18 protein-coding genes are annotated in these 18,744 nt (G+C 67.5%); 11 read left to right on the forward strand and 7 right to left on the reverse strand.

Annotated elements, in window-relative coordinates; genetic code table 11:
* Nucleotides 1–77 precede the first annotated feature (77 nt).
* Nucleotides 78–1,070 carry a metallophosphoesterase family protein gene (locus MMF98_RS16820; RefSeq protein WP_243307844.1) on the forward strand — a complete coding sequence of 331 codons (993 nt, stop codon included), beginning with the start codon at nucleotides 78–80 and terminating at the stop codon, nucleotides 1,068–1,070.
* Here the strand turns inward: MMF98_RS16820 and MMF98_RS16825 are convergent, their stop codons facing one another.
* Together MMF98_RS16825 and MMF98_RS16830 are read right to left on the reverse strand one after the other, a co-directional pair.
* Entirely contained in the window at nucleotides 1,071–2,000 is a 930-nt protein-coding gene (locus MMF98_RS16825) for a DMT family transporter (RefSeq protein ID WP_243307845.1), read from the reverse strand. It lies immediately after the preceding gene.
* Between the two features lie 47 nt (nucleotides 2,001–2,047).
* Nucleotides 2,048–2,545, reverse strand: coding sequence for an Lrp/AsnC family transcriptional regulator (locus tag MMF98_RS16830; protein ID WP_243308658.1), 498 nt, complete (start codon nucleotides 2,543–2,545; stop codon nucleotides 2,048–2,050).
* A 133-nt stretch (nucleotides 2,546–2,678) separates the two neighbouring features.
* Here MMF98_RS16830 and glmS point away from each other — a divergent pair, with 133 nt between their 5' ends.
* Entirely contained in the window at nucleotides 2,679–4,553 is a 1,875-nt protein-coding gene (gene glmS, locus MMF98_RS16835; protein ID WP_243307846.1) for a glutamine--fructose-6-phosphate transaminase (isomerizing), read from the forward strand.
* Between the two features lie 79 nt (nucleotides 4,554–4,632).
* Here glmS and hmgA read toward each other — a convergent pair whose 3' ends face one another.
* From hmgA to MMF98_RS16855, 4 genes are read right to left on the reverse strand one after another with little or no spacing between them, the layout of a single operon-like run.
* Complete coding sequence (gene hmgA / locus MMF98_RS16840; protein ID WP_243307848.1) at nucleotides 4,633–5,940, reverse strand: homogentisate 1,2-dioxygenase; 1,308 nt, start codon at nucleotides 5,938–5,940, stop codon at nucleotides 4,633–4,635.
* Nucleotides 5,941–5,964: 24 nt separating this feature from the next.
* Nucleotides 5,965–6,291 carry an NIPSNAP family protein gene (locus MMF98_RS16845; protein ID WP_243307850.1) on the reverse strand — a complete coding sequence of 109 codons (327 nt, stop codon included), beginning with the start codon at nucleotides 6,289–6,291 and terminating at the stop codon, nucleotides 5,965–5,967.
* Nucleotides 6,281–7,639 carry a fumarylacetoacetase gene (gene fahA / locus MMF98_RS16850; RefSeq protein ID WP_243307852.1) on the reverse strand — a complete coding sequence of 453 codons (1,359 nt, stop codon included), beginning with the start codon at nucleotides 7,637–7,639 and terminating at the stop codon, nucleotides 6,281–6,283. The genes MMF98_RS16845 and fahA overlap by 11 nt, the downstream gene beginning before the upstream one ends.
* The gene (locus tag MMF98_RS16855; RefSeq protein WP_243307854.1) at nucleotides 7,636–8,397 is read right to left on the reverse strand and encodes an SDR family NAD(P)-dependent oxidoreductase; all 762 of its coding nucleotides are present in this window, start codon (nucleotides 8,395–8,397) and stop codon (nucleotides 7,636–7,638) included. Before MMF98_RS16855 ends, fahA begins: the two co-directional genes overlap by 4 nt.
* Nucleotides 8,398–8,510: 113 nt before the next feature.
* Between MMF98_RS16855 and MMF98_RS16860 the strand changes: the two genes are divergently transcribed.
* Nucleotides 8,511–9,284, forward strand: coding sequence for an IclR family transcriptional regulator (locus MMF98_RS16860; protein ID WP_243307857.1), 774 nt, complete (start codon nucleotides 8,511–8,513; stop codon nucleotides 9,282–9,284).
* A gap of 148 nt (nucleotides 9,285–9,432) precedes the next feature.
* Here MMF98_RS16860 and MMF98_RS16865 read toward each other — a convergent pair whose 3' ends face one another.
* Nucleotides 9,433–10,254: an AraC family transcriptional regulator gene (locus tag MMF98_RS16865; protein ID WP_243307860.1), complete on the reverse strand. Its 822-nt coding sequence runs from the start codon at nucleotides 10,252–10,254 to the stop codon at nucleotides 9,433–9,435.
* 35 nt (nucleotides 10,255–10,289) lie between these two features.
* On the opposite strand from MMF98_RS16865, the gene MMF98_RS16870 reads away from it, so the two are divergent.
* Genes MMF98_RS16870 through MMF98_RS16905 form a run of 8 tightly spaced genes read left to right on the forward strand, consistent with a single transcriptional unit; the run spans nucleotide 10,290 to nucleotide 18,724 of the window.
* Entirely contained in the window at nucleotides 10,290–11,471 is a 1,182-nt protein-coding gene (locus MMF98_RS16870) for an alpha/beta hydrolase family protein (protein ID WP_243307862.1), read from the forward strand.
* Nucleotides 11,464–12,180 (forward strand): enoyl-CoA hydratase/isomerase family protein, encoded by a 717-nt coding sequence (locus tag MMF98_RS16875; RefSeq protein ID WP_243307863.1) that lies wholly within the window; start codon nucleotides 11,464–11,466, stop codon nucleotides 12,178–12,180. Before MMF98_RS16870 ends, MMF98_RS16875 begins: the two co-directional genes overlap by 8 nt.
* Before the next feature lie 30 nt (nucleotides 12,181–12,210).
* Nucleotides 12,211–13,179 (forward strand): tripartite tricarboxylate transporter substrate binding protein, encoded by a 969-nt coding sequence (locus MMF98_RS16880; protein ID WP_243307866.1) that lies wholly within the window; start codon nucleotides 12,211–12,213, stop codon nucleotides 13,177–13,179.
* Nucleotides 13,176–13,967, forward strand: a complete 792-nt coding sequence (locus tag MMF98_RS16885) for an alpha/beta fold hydrolase (protein ID WP_243307867.1) — start codon at nucleotides 13,176–13,178, stop codon at nucleotides 13,965–13,967. The genes MMF98_RS16880 and MMF98_RS16885 overlap by 4 nt, the downstream gene beginning before the upstream one ends.
* Nucleotides 13,964–14,773, forward strand: coding sequence for an IclR family transcriptional regulator (locus tag MMF98_RS16890; RefSeq protein WP_243307868.1), 810 nt, complete (start codon nucleotides 13,964–13,966; stop codon nucleotides 14,771–14,773). Before MMF98_RS16885 ends, MMF98_RS16890 begins: the two co-directional genes overlap by 4 nt.
* 39 nt (nucleotides 14,774–14,812) lie before the next feature.
* A complete protein-coding gene (locus tag MMF98_RS16895; protein ID WP_243307869.1) occupies nucleotides 14,813–16,330 on the forward strand; it encodes a class I adenylate-forming enzyme family protein in 1,518 nt (505 codons plus the stop codon).
* Between the two features lie 2 nt (nucleotides 16,331–16,332).
* A complete protein-coding gene (locus tag MMF98_RS16900; protein WP_243307870.1) occupies nucleotides 16,333–17,877 on the forward strand; it encodes a UbiD family decarboxylase in 1,545 nt (514 codons plus the stop codon).
* A complete protein-coding gene (locus tag MMF98_RS16905; protein WP_243307871.1) occupies nucleotides 17,861–18,724 on the forward strand; it encodes an enoyl-CoA hydratase/isomerase family protein in 864 nt (287 codons plus the stop codon). The genes MMF98_RS16900 and MMF98_RS16905 overlap by 17 nt, the downstream gene beginning before the upstream one ends.
* Nucleotides 18,725–18,744: the final 20 nt, after the last annotated feature.

Consider the following 18,744-nt stretch of genomic DNA (forward strand, 5'->3'; position numbering starts at 1 on the left):
CCCCCGAATCATGGGAGGCGCGCGCCGGCGTGCGGGTGTAGTCTGCCCCTTCCTGCATCGTGCAGCTGGAGGAGCCCATGCGCATTGCCTTTACATCCTGTGCCAGCGCCAGGCTGGTGGCGCGCCAGCCGGTCTGGGACCATATCCGGGCGGCGGCGCCCGATGTGCTGCTGCTGATGGGCGACAACATCTACAACGATGTGCCCGACACCGGCATTGCCGCGCTCGAGGCGATGTCCGAGCTCGAATTCGCCGAACACCTGATGCAGCGCTACTGCGAGCAGCTGAGCGTGCCGTCGTTCGCGCGCCTGGTGGCCCAGCCGGACATCGGCATCCACGCGATCTGGGACGACCATGATTTCCTCTGGAACGACCCCAACGGCGGCAACCGCATCCACAGCCCGCGTCATGCGGACAAGATCCGCATCTCCACCAGTCTGATGCGCCTGTTCCGCCGCGCGCTGACGCTGCACGACGTGAACGCCTTTCCCACCTCATCCAGCCATCCGGACGTGTGGCAGGACTGGCTGGACCCCGGTTTCGCCGGGCTGGGCGCGACCTCCATGCCGCTGGAGATCAGCAGCCGCGCCTGGCTGCACCTGACGGACGGGCGCAGCTTTCGGGATACGTCCACCCTGCTGGGCGCCGCGCAGCGCCAGGCCCTGGCGGCGCGCTTCGCGCAGGCGCCGGGCGCCCTGCACGTGATCGTGAGCGGCTCCACCTACGGCTCGCCGGACGGCTGGAAGGGCGCGCCCGCCGATGCCGACTGGCTGTTCCAGCAGATGGGCGGGCGCCACTGGCTGATGCTCAGTGGCGACGTGCACGCCAATGCCTTCAACCTGCACCGCCGTCTCGGGCCTGACGGGCCCTGCCTGGTGGAAGCCACCGCCTCGGGCGCCGCGCTGCGCGCCTATCTGAACAAGATCGTGCCGGGCAAGGAGTTGTGCAACTACGGCCTGCTGAACCTGGAGGACGCGCAGGCCGAGATCGGGCTGTTCTCGTTTGCTCAGGAGCAGGATGAGTCGCCGCACCGCTTCGCGCGGCTGCCCGAGGGCAGCCTGGCGCTCTGATCAGGGCTTGGCGCCGGTGCGCGCCAGCAGCACGATGCCGGCCACCACCAGCAGCGCGCCCAGCACCTGCGGCGCCCGCAGCGCCTGGTCCAGCAGCAGCCAGCCCAGCGCCAGCACGGCGATCGGCTCGATGTTGAGCGCCGAGGCGTTGCGCGCCATCTCCAGGCGCGGCATCAGCACGAACAGCACCGAGAACGCGCAGCCGTACAGCAGCGTCAGCAGCAGCAGGCCCAGCCAGCCCAGGCCGTCCGCGGGCCAGTGCAGGGCGCCCGGCAGCAGGCCGGCCTGGCCGGCGACCAGGCCGCCGAGGGCCGTGGCCAGGCAGACCAGCGCCATCGTGCACAGGCTACGCAGCGGCCCGGGCACGGCCGGCAGCCGGTGCTCGGTGATCCACAGCGCGACGGCGAACACCAGCGAGCCACCCAGCGCAAGGGCCACGCCCAGCGCCAGCGAGGGGCCGCCGGCATCGGCCGCCAGGCCCAGCCGCGCCGGCGCATCGAGCGCCAGGGCCAGGCCCAGCAGGATCAGCCCCATCAGCGCCGCCGCGCGCCGGCTCGGCGGGCGCCCGCCGAGCGCCCAGGACAGCAGGGCGTAGAGCACCGGGAAGGTGTTGAAGGCCAGCAGCGCCAGCGCCACCGGGATGCGCGCCACCGCCGAATACAGCAGCAGGCTCTGCAGCGCGATCAACAGGCCCAGCGCCAGCAGCCAGCGCCGGCTGCCCACCGGCGGGCGCAGCGGCAGGCGCAGCCACAGCACCACGCCCAGCAGCGCCACGGCGGTCAGGCCCGAGCGCATCAGGATGGCGGTGACGAGGCCGGTGCCGTGGTCGAAGGCGAGCCGGGCGGCGATGTGGTTGCTGCCGAAGCACACGCCGATCAGCAGCAGCGTGCCCAGCGCGAACGGGCGCGGAAACAGGGGGGAAGCGGTCATGCGTGGAGCGTACCGGAAAACCGGAGTGCTATTGAATCGATAGCGGCTTATGACTGCTGGACGCGGACTATCGGCAGTTTGGGCTCGAATTTGCTGCGTTTGACGCTGAAAAAGGCCTTGACGTTGCGCACGTTGGCATCGGCGCTGAACAGGCGCTGCGCCAGGGCGAGGTAGCCGGGCATGTCGGCGGCGTGCACGAGCAGCACGAAGTCGGGGCCGGGCGAGACGCGGTAGCACTGCTGCACGGCGTCGTCGGCCGCCACCCGCGCCTCGAAGGCGTCGAGCAGCTCGGCGGTCTGCCGCTCGAGCGTGATCTCCACCACCGCCGTGAGGCCGTGGCCCAGCACGGACGCCAGCCGCTCGGGGTTCAGCAGGGCTACTTGGCGCTCGATCAGCCCGAGGTCGCGCAGCCGCTTGACGCGCCGCAGGCAGGTCGGCGGCGAGACATGGCAGAGCTCGGCCAGTGCCTGGTTGCTCAGCGAGGCATCGCGCTGGAGCTGGTCGAGCAGGCGCAGGTCGATGGCGTCGAGCGATATTTGTTCCAAATTCATTTAATTTTTGGAATTTTATTAATACAAAAATCCAATGAGAAATAATATTCCAGAAAATCAATAAAAAAGAAAGCCTATGGCGTGGGTGTGCCACTACAGTCCCACCCACATTCTCAGGAGCAACACCATGTGCGGCATTGTCGGCGCAGTTTCCACGCGCAATATCGTTCCCATCCTCGTGCAGGGCCTGCAGCGGCTCGAATACCGCGGCTACGACTCCTGCGGGGTGGCCGTGCACGCCGCCGGCACCGATGCCGCGCACCCTGGCGGCCTGCAGCGCGCGCGCAGCACGGCGCGCGTGGCCGAGCTGATGGCCCAGGTGCAGGCCGACCGGCTTGAAGGCGCCACCGGCATCGCCCACACCCGCTGGGCCACGCACGGCGCGCCGGCGGTGCACAACGCGCATCCGCATTTCAGCCACGGCACGGGTGCAGAGGCCGCTTCGCGCGCCGGGCGCATCGCCCTGGTGCACAACGGCATCATCGAGAACCATGACCAGCTGCGCGCCGCGCTGCAGGCCAAGGGCTATGTCTTCGCGAGCCAGACCGACACCGAGGTCATCGCCCACCTGGTCGACAGCCTGTACGACGGCGACCTGTTCAGCGCCGTCCAGGCCGCGGTGGCGCAGCTGCACGGCGCCTATGCCCTGGCCGTGATCTGCAAGGACGAGCCGCACCGCGTGGTGGGCGCGCGCGCGGGCTCGCCGCTGATCCTGGGCGTGGGCCAGGAAGGCGGCGAGAACTTCCTGGCCAGCGACGCGATGGCGCTGGCCGGCGTGACCGACCAGATCGTCTACCTCGAGGAGGGCGACCTGGTGGACGTGCAGCTCGGCAGGCACTGGGTCGTGGACGCCTCGGGCCGGCCCGTGACGCGGCCCGTGAAAACCGTGCTGGCCCACAGCGGCGCCGCCGAGCTCGGGCCCTACCGCCACTACATGCAGAAAGAGATCTTCGAGCAGCCGCGCGCCATCGCCGACACGCTCGAAGGCGTGGAAGGCATCGTGCCCGAGCTGTTCGGCGACGGGGCGTACCGCGTGTTCCAGGAGATCGACCAGGTGCTGATCCTGGCCTGCGGCACCAGCTACTACAGCGGTTGCACCGCCAAGTACTGGCTCGAGGGCATCGCCCGGATCCCGACCCAGGTGGAGGTGGCCAGCGAGTACCGCTACCGCCAGTCGGTGCCGAACCCGCGCACCCTGGTCGTCACCATCTCGCAGTCGGGCGAGACGGCCGACACCCTGGCTGCGCTGCGCCATGCGCAGGGCCTGGGCATGACGCAGACGCTGACCATCTGCAACGTGGCCACCAGCGCCATGGTGCGCGAATGCAAGCTCGCCTACATCACGCGTGCGGGGGTGGAGATCGGTGTGGCATCCACCAAGGCCTTCACCACCCAGCTCGCGGGCCTGTTCCTGCTCACGCTGGCGCTGGCCCAAGCCAAGGGCCACCTGAGCGAGGCGGACGAGGCGCAGCACCTCAAGGCCATGCGCCACCTGCCGGCCGCCCTGCAGGCCGTGCTGGCGCTGGAGCCGCAGATCATCAGCTGGGCCGAGGATTTCACGAAGATGGAGAACGCGCTGTTCCTCGGCCGCGGCCTGCACTACCCGATCGCGCTCGAGGGCGCGCTCAAGCTCAAGGAGATCAGCTACATCCACGCCGAGGCCTACCCGGCGGGCGAGCTCAAGCACGGCCCGCTGGCGCTGGTGACGAGCGCCATGCCGGTAGTGACCGTGGCGCCCAACGACGCCCTGCTCGAAAAGCTCAAGAGCAACCTGCAGGAAGTGCGCGCGCGTTCAGGCGTGCTCTACGTGCTGGCCGATGCCGACACGCACATCGAGAACGGCGAAGGCATTCACGTGATCCGCATGCCCGAGCACTACGGCGCGCTCTCGCCGCTGCTGCACGTGGTGCCGCTGCAACTGCTGGCCTACCACACCGCCTGCGCGCGCGGCACCGACGTGGACAAGCCGCGCAACCTGGCCAAGAGCGTGACGGTGGAGTGAGCCGGCCGGCTGGCCGGCGGCCCGTCTGGAGCGGCGTCGGCATCTCCGCGCGATGCGCCCCTCGAAGGGGCACCCGCGGTCACCCGCGGAAGTGGGCCTTGAAGCCTGACCAGACTTCGTCGTAGTCGGGCTGGAGGTTGGCGGCGCCCAGTGCCTGCGGGGTCGGCTGGAAGACGTGGCGGCTTTCGAACATGAAGGCCAGCGTGTCTTCCAGTTTGTGGGGGCTCAGCGGGGCCGCGCTGGCCTTTTCGAAGGTCGCCGCGTCGGGGCCGTGCGGCAGCATGGAGTTGTGCAGGCTGACGCCACCCGGAACGAAGCCCTCGGCCTTTGCGTCGTACACGCCTTTCACCAAGCCCATGAGCTCACTCATGATGTTGCGGTGGAACCACGGCGGCCTGAAGGTGTCCTCCGCAACAAGCCAGCGCGGCGGGAAGATCACGAAGTCGCAGTTGGCCACGCCGGGCGTGTCGGTGGTCGATGTGAGCACGGTATTGATCGACGGGTCCGGGTGGTCGAACGAGACCGTGCCGATTGCCATGAAGTTGGCCAAATCGTATTTGTACGGCGTGAGGTTGCCATGCCATGCCACCACGTCGAGCGGCGAACCGGTCTGCTCGCCTTCCCAGAACACGCCCAGGTACTTGTTCACCAGCGTCACACGGTCGTCGCGCTGCTCGTAGGCGGCCACCGGGGCCAGGAAGTCGCGCGCGTTGGCCAGGCCGTTGGAGCCGATGGGCCCCAGTTCCGGCAGGCTGAACGGAGCGCCGTAGTTTTCACAGACATAGCCGCGGGCCTGGCCGTCGGGTAGTTCCACCCGGATGCGGATGCCGCGCGGAATCACGGCGATCTCGCCCGGCGCCAGCTGCAGCCGGCCCAGCTCGGTGTGGATCAGAAGCTGCCCCGACTGGGGCACGATGAGCAGTTCGCCATCGGCGTTGGCGAAGTAGCGGTTCTGCATCGGCCGGTTTGCGCAATAGATGTGGGCCGCCACGCCGTTCTGTGCCTCGGCCTGGCCATTGCCTGCCACGGTGAACATGCCTTGCACGAAGTCGGCCTCGGCCGGCATCGGCCAGGGGTTCCAGCGCAGCCGGTTGGAGGGGGTCTGCGCCGCGGAGAACGGCCCGGTCAGCCAGGTGGGATGCTGAGCGCGCGAGAATTTCCCGTGCGCGGCCGAGGGCCGGATGCGGTACATCCAGGTGCGCAGGTTGTGCTTGCGCGGCGCAGTGAAGGCCGAGCCGGACAGCAGTTCGGTGTAAAGGCCCAGCGGCGCGCGCTGCGGCGAGTTGCGCGCCACGGGTAGGGCGCCGGCTTTCGCCTCGCTCGAGAAGATGTTGCCGAAGCCGTTCTGGTAGTGCAGGTCGGCCGAGGGGCCCGAAGTATGTGCCATGCCTTGTTTCTCCGTGGGCGTCTTTCACGCTTCTTGCCAGACGGGCTGGAAAAAGCCGGTAGGTGTCAGGATTTTGCTCTCCTGCCGTTGCAGCAGAGGCAGCATCCTGGCGACGTAGCTCTGCCATTGGGGCTCGTGCAGCAAGGCGGCGCGGCGCTGCGCGCGTTCATTCAGGTCCTGGTAGGCCCACAGGTGGACGATCTGGTTGAGCTCGCCGAATTCCGTCGTGTAGTAGCCCACCATGCGGCCGAGAATGCGCTTCTGTATCGCCAGTCCTTCTGCTTCGTAGAGCTTGAGGTATTCGCGCCATTTTCCCGGGTGCGCGGTGTAGGTGCGCATTTCAACGAGCATGGGTTGGCTCCGAAGCCGAGGCCCCATGGGCGGGAAGGATCGCTGCCCGGCACTCGCCGAAACCGATGGAAACGAACCCCTCGCGCTCGCAGCGGCCACTGAGTGTCACCTCATCCCCATCCTCCAGGAAACTGCGCTGCTCGCCGGTGGCCTCGAGGTGCAGCGGCCGGCTGCCGCCTGCTGTCAATTCGAGCAGGGCGCCCTGCGCGCCTTCGGCTTCGCCGGAGACCGTGCCGGAGCCGAGCAGGTCGCCGGTGTCGAGCGCACAGCCATTGCTGGTGTGATGGGCCACCATCTGGCCGAAGGTCCAGTACAGGCCGGCGGACGTGGAGCGGCTGAGCCGCATCGCAGGCAGGCCAAGCTGGGCCATGCGCCGCGTGCAGAGGCTTGCTTCCAGCATCACATGAACGCCGCCGCTCTCCTGGTCGGTGCTGGAAAACAGATACGGCAAAGGCTGCGGGTCAGCGGCTTCCCTGTGCGCCGCCGGCACCCGAAAGGGAATCAGCGCGTCTGCGGTGACCACCCAGGGAGACACGGTGGTGGCGAAGCTCTTGGAGAGAAAGGGGCCGAGGGGCTGGTACTCCCAGGACTGGATGTCGCGAGCCGACCAGTCATTCAGCAGCGAAAAGCCAAAGACATGGTCCCAGGCGCTTCCCACCGGGATGGCCTCGTCGCGCATCGACGGTGCGCCGATGTACAGACCGAGTTCGACCTCATAGTCGAGCCGAAGCGAGGGTCCGAACGTGGGCGCCGCTTCGCCGGGCCCCTTGGTCTGCCCCCTTGGCCGGCGAACCGGTTCGCCGCTGACGCGCACGCTGCTGGCACGGCCGTTGTACCCGATCGGCACGTACTTGTAGTTGGGCAGCAGCGGATTGTCGGGCCGCATCAGCCGGCCCACGTTGGTCGCGTGATGCACCGAGGCGTAGAAGTCGGTGTAGCCGCCGATGCGCACGGGCAGGTGCAGTTCGGCCTGCGACAAGGGAATGAGCGCCGCCGCCACGGCGTCGCGAGCCTCGCTGCCGGCTGCCAGCAACTGCGACAGCCGATGGCGCAGCGCCGAGGCCGCAGGCTGGCCGAGCCGCATCAGGTCATTGAGCGACGGTGCGCGGCAAGCGTCCGCGGCGGCCCGCGCGAGAGCGTCGCCCATCAGGTCGGCGCAGGCCCCGACGTCGAGGATCTGGTCGCCGATGCCGACACCGCACCTTGGAGGATGAAGGCTCCCCGTGGTGGATGAAAAGACAGCGAAGGGCAGGTTCTGAATGGGAAATTCGGCGCCGGGTGCGTTGGCCGACTTGACCCAGCTGCGCAAGGCCGGGGCATGGGTGGCATTGGGGACGGGTGCGCTCACAACGTGAATCCTCCATCGATGACGATGCGGGTGCCCGTCGCCGTGCGCAGATGCGTGATGCAGCCGACCACGGCCAGCGCCACATCCTCGGGCGTGACGGCGCGCCCGAGCGGTGTGGCCTCGCCTTTCTTGCGCACATCGTCCAGTGACCGCCCGGGCACGAAGCCGGTGCTCACCGACGCCGGCGAGACGCAAAGGAAGCGCACCTGCGGGCCGAAGGCGCGCGCCAGGGACAGCGTCATGGTGTCGATCGCGGCCTTGGCCGCGCAATAGGCGATGTTGCTGCCCGATCCAGTGAACGCCGCCACCGACGAGACCGACACCACGGTGGCGTCGTTCGATCGGCGCAGCAGGGGCATCAGGGCGCGCATGATGGAGTAGGTTCCTCCCGCGTTGGCCAACAGCACCTCATTGAACAGGCCGCTGTCCAGCCGCTCCAGGTCATCGTGGGGAATGCGTGTCGTGTAGCCGGCGCAATTCACCAGCACATCGACCTGTCCGTGGTCCTGCTCCAGGCTCTTTGCCAGCGCGGCGTGCGTGGCCGTGTCGTCCAGCGGGAGGCGCGCGATGCGGTGATGGGTTCCGGGCAGCGAAGCCCGCAAGGCTTCGGCCCGCTCCTCGCCCTGGTGGTAGCCGATGACGAGCTGCGCGCCTTCGGCCGCCAGTGCGGCGACCGTCGCGGCACCGATGCCGTTGCTGCCGCCGGTGACGACAGCCGTTTTTCCCCGCAGCGGCTGGCGGGTGTCCGGTGGATGCATTGCTCGTTTCCTTCACGTGGCGGCGCGAACCATCGCCACGCCGACGCGGATTATGTTCGCCGCCTCCGGTTTCATCAGTACAATTTCCGTTTAATGGACATTGCTTGGGCTCAATGGCAAACCAACCCGATACCGGCTCCCTGAAGCGCGGCGTGCTCCTGCTCAAGAGCCTGGCCACCGCGGGCACCCGCGGACTGGCGCTCACCGAAGTTTCGCAGCGGGCCGGCACGCCTCATCCTTCCACGCACCGCGTGCTGGGCCAGTTGATCGCCGAAGGGCTGGCCGAGTACGTGGAAGAGACGCGCCGCTACCGGCTGGGGCCGCTGGTGTTCGAGCTGGGCCTGGCAAGCGCCGTGCTGCACGATATCCGCGACCTCTGCCAGGAGCCGATGGCCGGCCTTTCCTTCGAAACCGAGGACACGGTGTATCTGGTCGTGCGCAGCGGCTTCGAGGCGGTCTGCATGCATCGCATCGAGGGCTCGTTCCCGATTCGCACGCTGGTGCTGCAGGTCGGCAGCCGGCGTCCGCTGGGGGTCGGCGCGGGCGGGCTGGCGATCCTGTCGGCGATCGAGCCGGAAGAGCGCGACCGAACCATCGCCCGAATCGCGTCGACATTGAAGGCCTACGGCAAGCTCAGCGCCAGGGCGCTGACCGAGGCCTGCGTCCTGGCGCACGACAGCGGCGTGGCTGTCGTGCGCGACATCGTCACGCTCGGCGTCACCGGCGTGGGCGTGCCGTTTCGCAACCCCGCGGGCCAGCCGATCGGCGCGCTGAGCGTGGCCGCCTTGAGTCAGCGCATGACGCCGCGCCGGGTGCAGCGGATCGCACACAACCTCAAGGCGGCCGCCGCTGAAGTGGAGCGCAAGCTGCGGGTCGGCGGCCGATAGTTTTGTGGCCAGCAGCGGAAATTTCAGGACGATCCGGTAAGCGACAAGCATTTTCGATTCGTGCGGTGGCGAGCCAAGTGCCTACATTGCGGGCATGGGCGACGCACAACGCAGCAGAACGGAAAAATTCCAGCCAGCGGAATCTGTTTCAGGCCACCAGGCAGCGCCTGAACTCGCTCGGCGGAATGGCGACGTGCTGCGCGAAAAACCGTGTGAAGTGGCTGGGGGCATAGAAGCCGAGCTGTGCAGCCACCTCCGCCAGGGGCATGTCGGAACCGGCGAGCATCTTGACTGCCAGGTGCAGGCGGACCCAGTCCAGGTAGTGCTGCGGCGTCACGCCCACGCTGTCCTTGAAGCGGGCAAAGAATTGCGAACGGGACAGACCCGCATGCGCGGCGACCGTCAGCAGATCCGGGTTGTTGGCCGCATGCTGCTGGATGTAGGCGATGGCCCGCCGCACGCGCGAATCGACCCGGCCGATGCGCAGGGCCGGCCCCTTCTGGGCATACGCGTAGCTCACGGCGGCCACCAGTTCGCGCACCAGTTCGACATGCGCCCGCTCGTCGTGCGCGGGGCCGATGCCGTGGATGCTTTTGACCAGCTTTTCCACCAGCGAACGCAGGGCCGGGGTTGTGCGCACCGAGTTGCACGGAAACATGCCGTCGCCGGCGGCCGGCCCGTAGACATTGGCTTCCAGCCAGGCCGGATCAATCAGCAGCGACAGCAGCAGCGTCGGGGCGCCGCTGTTCTCTTCCTTGGCATGGGTGGTCCAGGGGTTCAGCACGATCATGTGCTCGCTGTCCAGCGGCAACGGCTCGCGCTCCACGCGGAACACCGTGCCGGCGCCCTCGACCTGGAACAGGAAATTGAATTCGGCGTGCGCGTGGGCCACCACGGCGCGGGTGCCCAGGCTCACCGTGGCTCGTCCAAAGGGGCCGATCAGGACCGCAGCATGAGGTTTCGTCTCCATGTCATCACCTTAACTTGATTGCAGCAAGGGAATCGATGTTTTTATATTTTCCGGAAAATTATAGGTGGTCGCTCGCCGTTCTTCGCGCCATTGCCGCCGGAGGGCTGTTCGGCGAAATTGATTGGGCTTGCTCACGCCTGAAGGGCGCGGCGATGCAGGGGCCCTCGGGCGATCTCGAGGCCTGGCACGCGGCCTGGCGCGATCTGGGGCAGCAGTTGGAGGATTTCGCCCTCCAGGCGGCGGAAGGCGGCTCGCCGGTGAGCGCCAGCGATTCGCTCCTGCGCGCGTCGGTGTACTACCAGTGGGCAGAAGGCCTGCTCGACCCTGACGACGACCGTGCCGCCGCGATGTACGGCAAGCACCTGTCCTGCTTTGCGGGATTTGCGTCTTATCGAGCCCCGGTCATCGAAGTGGTTGAAATTCCATTCGGCACGCAAACCATCCCGGCCTATGTGGTGCCCGCGGTCGGCGTGCAGGGGCGGGCGCCCGCCGTGCTGCTGTCCGACGGACTCGATGCCAACAAGGAGGAGATGTTCTATGTCGCGCTCGCGCTGGCGCGCCGGGGCATCACGACTGTCGCCTTCGACGGCCCCGGGCAGGGGGCTGCGTTGCGGCTGCAAGGCATGACCGCGCGGCATGATTTCGAGGTGCCCGTGAGTGCCTGCATCGACTGGCTGCAGCAGCGCACCGATGTCGATCCCGGCCGCATCGGTCTGCTGGCGGCCAGCTGGGGCGGCTACTACGCGCCGCGCGCGGCGGCGTTCGAGAAACGCATCAAGGCCTGTGGCGTGATGGGCGCGGTGTTCGATACGCACGCCTGCATGGTGCGCCGGGTCGGCTACGTGCCCGGTCGGGGCGCGACACAGCTGGGCGGTAACGCGCCATTGGGAACAACGGGCAAGAACATCCTGCGCATCCTGGGCGCAGCGGATTGGGAGAGCGCCTTCGCCAAGCTTGAGGACTTCCGTCTGGAAACGGTGGCCTCCCGCATCGACTGCGACCTGATGATCGTGCACGGCGCCAACGACCGGCACGCCCCGCCGTCGGAGGCGCAGCGCCTCTACGACGCGGTGTCGTCGCGGCACAAGCGGCTGCGCGTCTTCACGGAAGCCGAAGGCGGCGCCGCTCATGTCAACCTGGATCGGCCCGAGCCGGCGCTGAGCATGATTTGTGACTGGATGGCGCAGCGCCTGAGCAAGGAGGTCCTCCATGGCTGAGAACATTCGCGTCTCGCGCGATGGCGCGGTTCTCACGATCGCCATCGACCGCACCGAGGCGGGCAATCGCCTCACCAACGAGATGGCCGGAGCGCTCGCCGATGCGCTCGACGCCGCCGGCGACAGCCGCGTCATTCTGCTGCGAGCGCAGGGTCCCGACTTCTGCCTGGGGCGCGACATCGAGCCTCCCGCGCCCGGAGCCGGCGTGCGCGCGCTGGATGTGTTGCGTGACGACGCAGGCCCGATCATCGCACTCTATGCGGCGCTGGCTCGCCGAAACCAGCCCATTGTGGGCCTGGTCCAGGGCAAGGCCTGGGGCATCGGGCTGGTGCTTGCGGCGATGTGCGACCTGACCTTCGTTACGCAGGGCAGCAGCTTCCGGCTGCGCGAGCTTGAGCGTGGCATTCCGCCCTGTATAGCGATGGCGCCGCTGCTGGACCGGTTGGCTGGCAAGGCGCTGGCGCACCTGGTCTACACGGCCGGTGAAATGGATGCGGCGTGGGCGCTCACCCATGGGGTGGCGGGTGAGATCGTCGCGGACGGTGCGCTCGAATCGCGCGCGCGCGAAGCCGCAGAAAAGATGGCCTCCTTCCCGCGCGAGGTGGTGGAGGCCGTGAAGCAGTTCATGGCCCATGCGCTGCACTCGGGCGAAAGCAGGGCGGCCCTGTATGGCGCGAGCCTGCTGGCCAACGTGTTGGGCTCGCGCTGACCCGGTGTTCGAATTCAAAGGAGACGCGATATGAGATTGATCATCAGACTGGCGATCGGCGCCGCCGTTTTTGTGCTGGCCTCGATGGCGCCGGCCTGGGCCGCCTATCCCGACAAGCCGATCCGGATCCTGGTGGGCTTTCCCGCGGGCAGCGCCGGCGACCTGCTGGCGCGCAGCGTCGGCCAGAAGCTCGGCGAGCGGCTGGGGCAGCCGGTGCTGGTCGAGAACCGCACCGGCGCGGGCAGCAGCATCGCGGCCGAGGCGGTTGCCAAGGCGCCGGCCGATGGCTACACGCTCCTGTTGAGCACGTCGGCCAACGTCATCAACCAGAGCGTCTCCAGCAATCTGAAGTTCGACTTCACGCGCGACCTGGCGCCTGTGATGCTGATCGGCGAAAACCCCGTCGTGCTGATCGGCGTCGCGTCCACGGCGCCACGCTCCATCGCGGCGCTGGTCGCCCGCGCGAAGGCATTGCCCGACCGGATGACCTACGCGTCCTCGGGCAACGGCACGTTCACGCACCTGTACGGCGAGCTGTTCAAGCTGACCACGGGCGTCAAGATCACGCATGTGCCGTATCGCGGCAGCGTTCCGGCGATGACGGATCTGCTGGCCGGTGTGGTGGACCTGTCGTTCACGCCGGTCACGCCCGTCATGGCCCACATCAAGTCCGGCCGTCTCAAGGCATTGGCCGTCATCGGCAAGAGCCGCATGGCCGCGCTGCCCGAGGTACCGACATTCGCTGAAGCGGGCATTCCGGGCTTCGACTCGGCGCTCTGGTTTGGCCTGAGCGCGCCAGCCGGCACGCCGCCGGCCGTCATCGACCAGCTCAATACCGAATTGCGGCTGGTGCTGAAGATGCCGGACGTGAAATCGCAACTAGATATGCAGGGCATCACCATCGTCGCCGACGGCCCGGCCAAGTTCCGCCAGTTGATCGCGCGCGAGCACGGGCAATGGACCCGGATCGTCAAGGCAGCGGACATCAAGGCCGAATGAAAAACAACACATCAATGAAGGAGCGAGAAAGCATGATTGCCTATGAGCGTTTTGGAAACGGACCGTCCTGCGTCTTCGTGCTGCACGGCTGGTTTGGCGACCACGGGATCTGGAAATCCACCTATCCGTTGCTGGATGGGGAGCGCTTCAGCTATGTGTTTGTCGACTACCGGGGCTATGGCGCCTCGCGCAACCTGCCCGGCCCGCATTCGATGGCGCAGATTTCGGCCGATGTGCGCGAGCTGGCGGCCCATCTCGGTTGGGCGCGCTACGCCGTGGTCGGCCACTCGATGGGTGGCATGGCGGCGCAGCGGGTTGCGATCGATGCGCCGCAAGCCGTCAGCGCCGTGGTCGGCGTAACGCCGGTGCCAGCCGGCGGGGTGCCGTTGCCGCCGGAGGTCTTGGCGATCTTCAAAGCCGCAGCCACGGACGACCGCGCAGCCGCCGGTGTCGTCGAAGGCTCGCTGGGCAACCGCCTGACGCCGGCGCTGACAGGAATGATCCTGAGGCATACGCATGGCACCGTTGCGCCCGAAGTCTTCTCCGCCTATCTGCATGCGTTCACCGCGACAGACTTTTCCGGCGAATGCGCGGCGTACCAAGGCCCGCTGCTGGTCCTGATCGGCCAGCACGACCAGGGCGTGAGCGACGAATTCGTGCGCGCCACGTTCCCCCGGCTCTACCCGCAAGCGGTGCTGCAGGTCCTGCCCAATGCCGGCCACTACCCGATGGTGGAGACGCCGGCACACCTGGTTGCAGTGATCGAGGCGTTCCTGACGCAACCATGACCCTGGACGAAGCCGCCGGGCCTGCGCTGTCGGGCGCGGGCTTGGTCCGGCGCGCCGCGGTGATCCTGCGCACGCTTGCCACCGTGGGCAACCAGGGCGCGCCGCTCACCAGCCTGGCCTATGCGGTCGGCCTGCCCAACGCGACGCTGCACCGCTTGCTCAGGCAATTGATCGAAGAGCGGCTGGCCATGCAGATCGAGGGCAGCCGGCGCTACGCGCTCGGGCCGCTGGCCTACGAGATCGGTCTGGCGGCAGCGCGGCAGTTCGACATGCGCAGCCTGTTCAGTCCGGTGCTGACCGAACTGGCCGCGCAGACCGGCGAGACGGTCTACCTCATTCTTCGCAGCGGCGACGAGGCCGTGTGCATCGACATCGTCGAGGGCCCGTCGCCCGTGCGCATCGCCCGGCTGCGGGTCGGCAGCCGGCGTCCCCTGGGGCTGGGCGCCGGCGGCCTGGCAATCTTGGCCGCGTTAACGGCCGACGAGGCGGATCGCGTGCTGCGCACCGTGGCCGCGACCATCGAGCGCGAGTGGGGCCTGTCCGAGGCGTTCCTGCGCAAGTCGCTGCAGGATGCCCAGCGCGACGGCTACGCGCTGATTCGCAACCGCATCTCAGCCGGTGTCACCGCTGTCGGCCGCAGCTTCAGCGACGGGCTGGGGAGGGTTTTTGGCGCCGTCAGTGTCGCGGCCGTGAATGAGCGCATGGGGCCGGCCGCGGTGGCGGGGTTTCACGCGCCGCTGGCGCGGGCCTGCGCCGCACTCGAAACCACCCTGCGCAGGCGAAGCTGGCCGCTGGTCGATTCGTGATTTGACAGATCTTTGATACCCCGATGCCAGACTGGCGGAATGGTGATCCTCGAACAAATGCTCACGCGTGCCGCCCGGCTCTACGGTCAAAGCGAAGCCGTGGTCGACGGGGCAGTGCGCCTGACCTATGCCGAACTGGTCGAGCGGGTGTACCGGCTGGCCGCGGGCATGACGCAACTGGGGCTCGTGGCCGGCGACCGCGTCGGCCTGCTCAGCCGCAACAGTTTTCGCTGCATCGAAGTCAATCTGGCGTGTTCGGCGCTGGGCCTGATCCTGGTGCCCATCAACTTCCGCCTGGCTGCACCGGAGATCGCCTTCATCGTCGAAGACACCGGCTTGCGCACGATGTTCGCCGAAGCGCATTACGCGATCCATGCCGAGCAGGTTGTCACCTGGCAGGATGGCCGTGCACTGGGCACCGGTGATGCATACGAATCGCTGATCGCCGGCAATGCGCCGGTCGAACCCCGCCCCCGCTCCTGCGGAGCAGCCGACGATATCGCGCAAATCTTCTACACCAGCGGCACCACCGGCCGGCCCAAGGGCGTGTGCCTGACCCATGGCAACCTGGTGGCCAGCGCGCTCGACGCGATCGTCTCGCTCGAGCTGCGCCAGCGCGACGGCTGGCTGCACGCCTCGCCGATGTTCCACCTGGTGGATGCCTTCGCGATCTGGGCCATGACCCTGGTCGGCGGCCGCCATATCGTCACGCATTTTTCGCCCGAGCTGTTTGGCCCGCTGGTCGCGGCCGAACGCGTCACCAAGACCAGTCTGCCACCCACGCTGCTGGACCGCATCGCGCGTGAGCGGTCGACAGCGGCGTCAGACCTGTCGTCGCTCGAGCTGATCAGCTATGGCGGCTCGCCGATGCCCGACGCGGTGTACCGCCGCTGCTGCGATGCGCTTGGCTGTGCGCTGCTGCAGGCCTACGGCTTGACCGAGGGCTCGGGTTTCGTCTGCCATGAGGCGGTGGGCGACAACCCGTCGCCGCAACAAGTTCTCAACACGGTCGGGCGGCCCACGCTGCATACCCAGATCACGCTGGTCGACGGCCAGGGGCAACCGGTGGCTGATGACGCGCCCGGTGAAATCTGGCTGCGCGGCCCGCGCGTACTGGCCTCGTACTGGCGCAACCCAGAGGCCACGGCCTCGGCGTTCCACGAAGGCTGGTATCGCACCGGCGACCTCGGGAAGCGTGACCGGCAAGGCCGCTTGCAGATTGTCGGGCGCAAGAAGGAAATGATCATCAGCGGTGGCGAAAACGTCTACCCGGCCGAAGTGCAGAACGTGCTGCTGGCCTACCCCGGCGTGACGGAGGCCGCGGTGTTCGGCCTGCCCAGCCAGGCCTGGGGCGAGGAAGTGCGTGCCGTGGTCTATGGCGAAGGCGAGGCCGGCGACCGCTTGCGGGAGGCCGACTTGCTGCAGCACTGCCGCGCGCGCATAGGCGCCTACAAGGTGCCCAAGCAGATTCACATCGCGCGAGAGCCCTTGCCCAAGAACGGGCCCGGCAAGATCGCCACCGCTCAGGTCCGCGCGCAATACCTTTTGAAGGAATGACCATGGCTATTGATTTCAACCGCTTTCGCCTGAGGAGTTTTCTCGACAAGCTGGTGGCGCAGGGCGAATGCGTGGTGCATGACGCGCCGATAGATCTGATCGACGTCGCTGGCCGGCTGGAAGCGGTTCCGCAGGCTGTATGGTTCAAATCAGCGGGCGGTGCCGAACTGGCGGGCAATGTGATGGGTTCGCGGCGGCGGCTGGCGTTGGCTTTCGGCGTCGACGAAGCCGACCTGCCCCACGTGCTGCGTGAACGGGGCGGCACCGAGATTCCGCCCACCGAAGTGAGTTCGGGCGAGGCGCCCGTGCATCAAGTGATCAAACTGGGTGACGAGGCCGACCTCTGCGCGCTGCCGGTGCACCTGCAGCATGAACTCGACGGCGCGCCCTACATCTCCGCCAGCATCGATTACGCCCGCGACCCGTCGACCGGCGGGACCAACTTGGGTTGCCGGCGCATGATGCTGCGCGGGCGGCAGGCCGCAGGCGTCGATCTGAACGCGCCCAGCGACCTGCGGGCGATCTACCAGGCGGCGCACAAGCGCGGCGAACGGGTGGAAGTGGCCTATGCGGTCGGCTCGCACCCGATCGACTTCCTGGCAGCGACCTTTTCTTCGCGTGCTTCAGACGAACTCGGGCTGAATGGTGCCTTGCGCGGCTCGTCTGTGCCGGTGGTCAGGTGCAAGACCATCGACGTGTGCGTGCCCGCCGACGCCGAGTATGTGCTGGAAGGCTACCTGGACGTCGCCGGGTTCTCCGAGGCGGAAGGCCCCTACGGCGAATACCTGGGCTACTACGGCCACGTGAAACGCAACCCGGTGTTCCACCTCACGGCCATCACTCACCGCGCCGACGCGGTGTTCCAGACGGTCACCATCGGCGGCCCGCAGCTGGGCAGGACCGATACCGCACAGCTGGTGGCTGCCAAAACCGAGTCGACGATCTGGATGTCGCTGTTGCAGGCGGTGCGAGAGCCGGTGGCGGTGTGCTGCACGGCCTCATGCGGCGGCATGTACAACGTCCGCGTTTCGCTGCGCCAGCGCTACCCGGGCGAGGCGCGCAACGCCATTGCAGCCGTTTTCGGCTCGGTGGCCGACATCAAGCATGTCTTTGTCGTCGACGAAGACATCGACGTGTTCGACGATGGCCAGATCGACTGGGCGATGGCAACGCGATTCCAGGCCGACAGGGACATCGTCATCGGCGAAGGTTTTCGTGCGGTGCCAATCGACCCCTCGCTCGAAGGCCGACGCGTGGGCGCCAAGGCCGGTTTCGACTGCACCAAGCCGCTGGGAGCTGCCGCCGCGGCCTCTTACACCGTCCCGACGCCGCCCAGGCTGCCGATGTCCGCGCACGCCGGCGTACTGGCCGCCCTGGCTGCGGGGCCCGCGACTTTCATTGAACTGATGGCCGCGGGGCGCTCACGCGATGGCCGCGACGTGGTGCGGGCGCTCGACCCGCTGTACGCCGCAGGCCGCATCGGGCGCGCCGACGACGGCCGCTACCAACTACTGACAGAAGGAACTCAGAATGCCATCAACCGCTAACACCTCCGTCGTGCTCGATGCAGACGGCCAACCCTCCGGTTTTCTCGAACTGGTGGATGAATTCCGCACCATCAAACAGGAAACAACCGAGGATGGCATCGCCGTCATCACGCTGGCGCGCCCGGACAAGCTCAATGCTTTCGACGAACGCATGATCCGCGAGCTGCGCACGGTGGTATGGAAAGCCAACTTCGACGACCGCATCCGGCTGCTGGTGATCACTGGCGAGGGCCGTGCGTTCTGTGCCGGCCGCGATATCGCCGGCCTGGACTATGAAAACAACCTCAAGACCGCGCAGTACCGGGCCTATGTGCGCGCCAACCACGAGCTGTTCGACGACATCGAGGCGATCGAAAAGCCGGTGATCGCAGCCATCAACGGCATTTGCGCCGGCGGTGGTGTCGAGATGGCGATCGCCTGCGACTTCCGCATGGCCTCGCGCAATGCCAGCTTCCTGCTACCGGAGAACCAGCTCGGTGTGATTCCTGCATCGGGTGCCTGCTCGCGCATGATCCAGATGATCGGCATCGGCCGGCTCAAGGAAATGATCATCGCCGTCGAGTCCATCGACGCGCACACCTCGCATGCCTGGGGCTTGGTCAACCGCGTGTTCGAGCCCGAAGCACTGATGCCGGAAACCATGGCGTTCGCGCGCAAGCTGCTGGGCAAGGCGCCGCAGGCCATGGGCATGGCCAAGCACATCATCAACATGTGCCAGAACGTCGACACCGAAACGGGGCGCTTGCTGGAACGCCTTGGTCAATCCGTGCTGATCCGAACCGAGGACAACAAGGAGGGAATGACCTCCTTCCTCGGAAAGCGCGCGCCCCACTTCCGCGGGGTTTGAGCCATGGCGTCCGCCTGCAA

The organism is Variovorax terrae, assembly GCF_022809125.1.
Taxonomy (GTDB): domain Bacteria; phylum Pseudomonadota; class Gammaproteobacteria; order Burkholderiales; family Burkholderiaceae_C; genus Variovorax_A; species Variovorax_A terrae.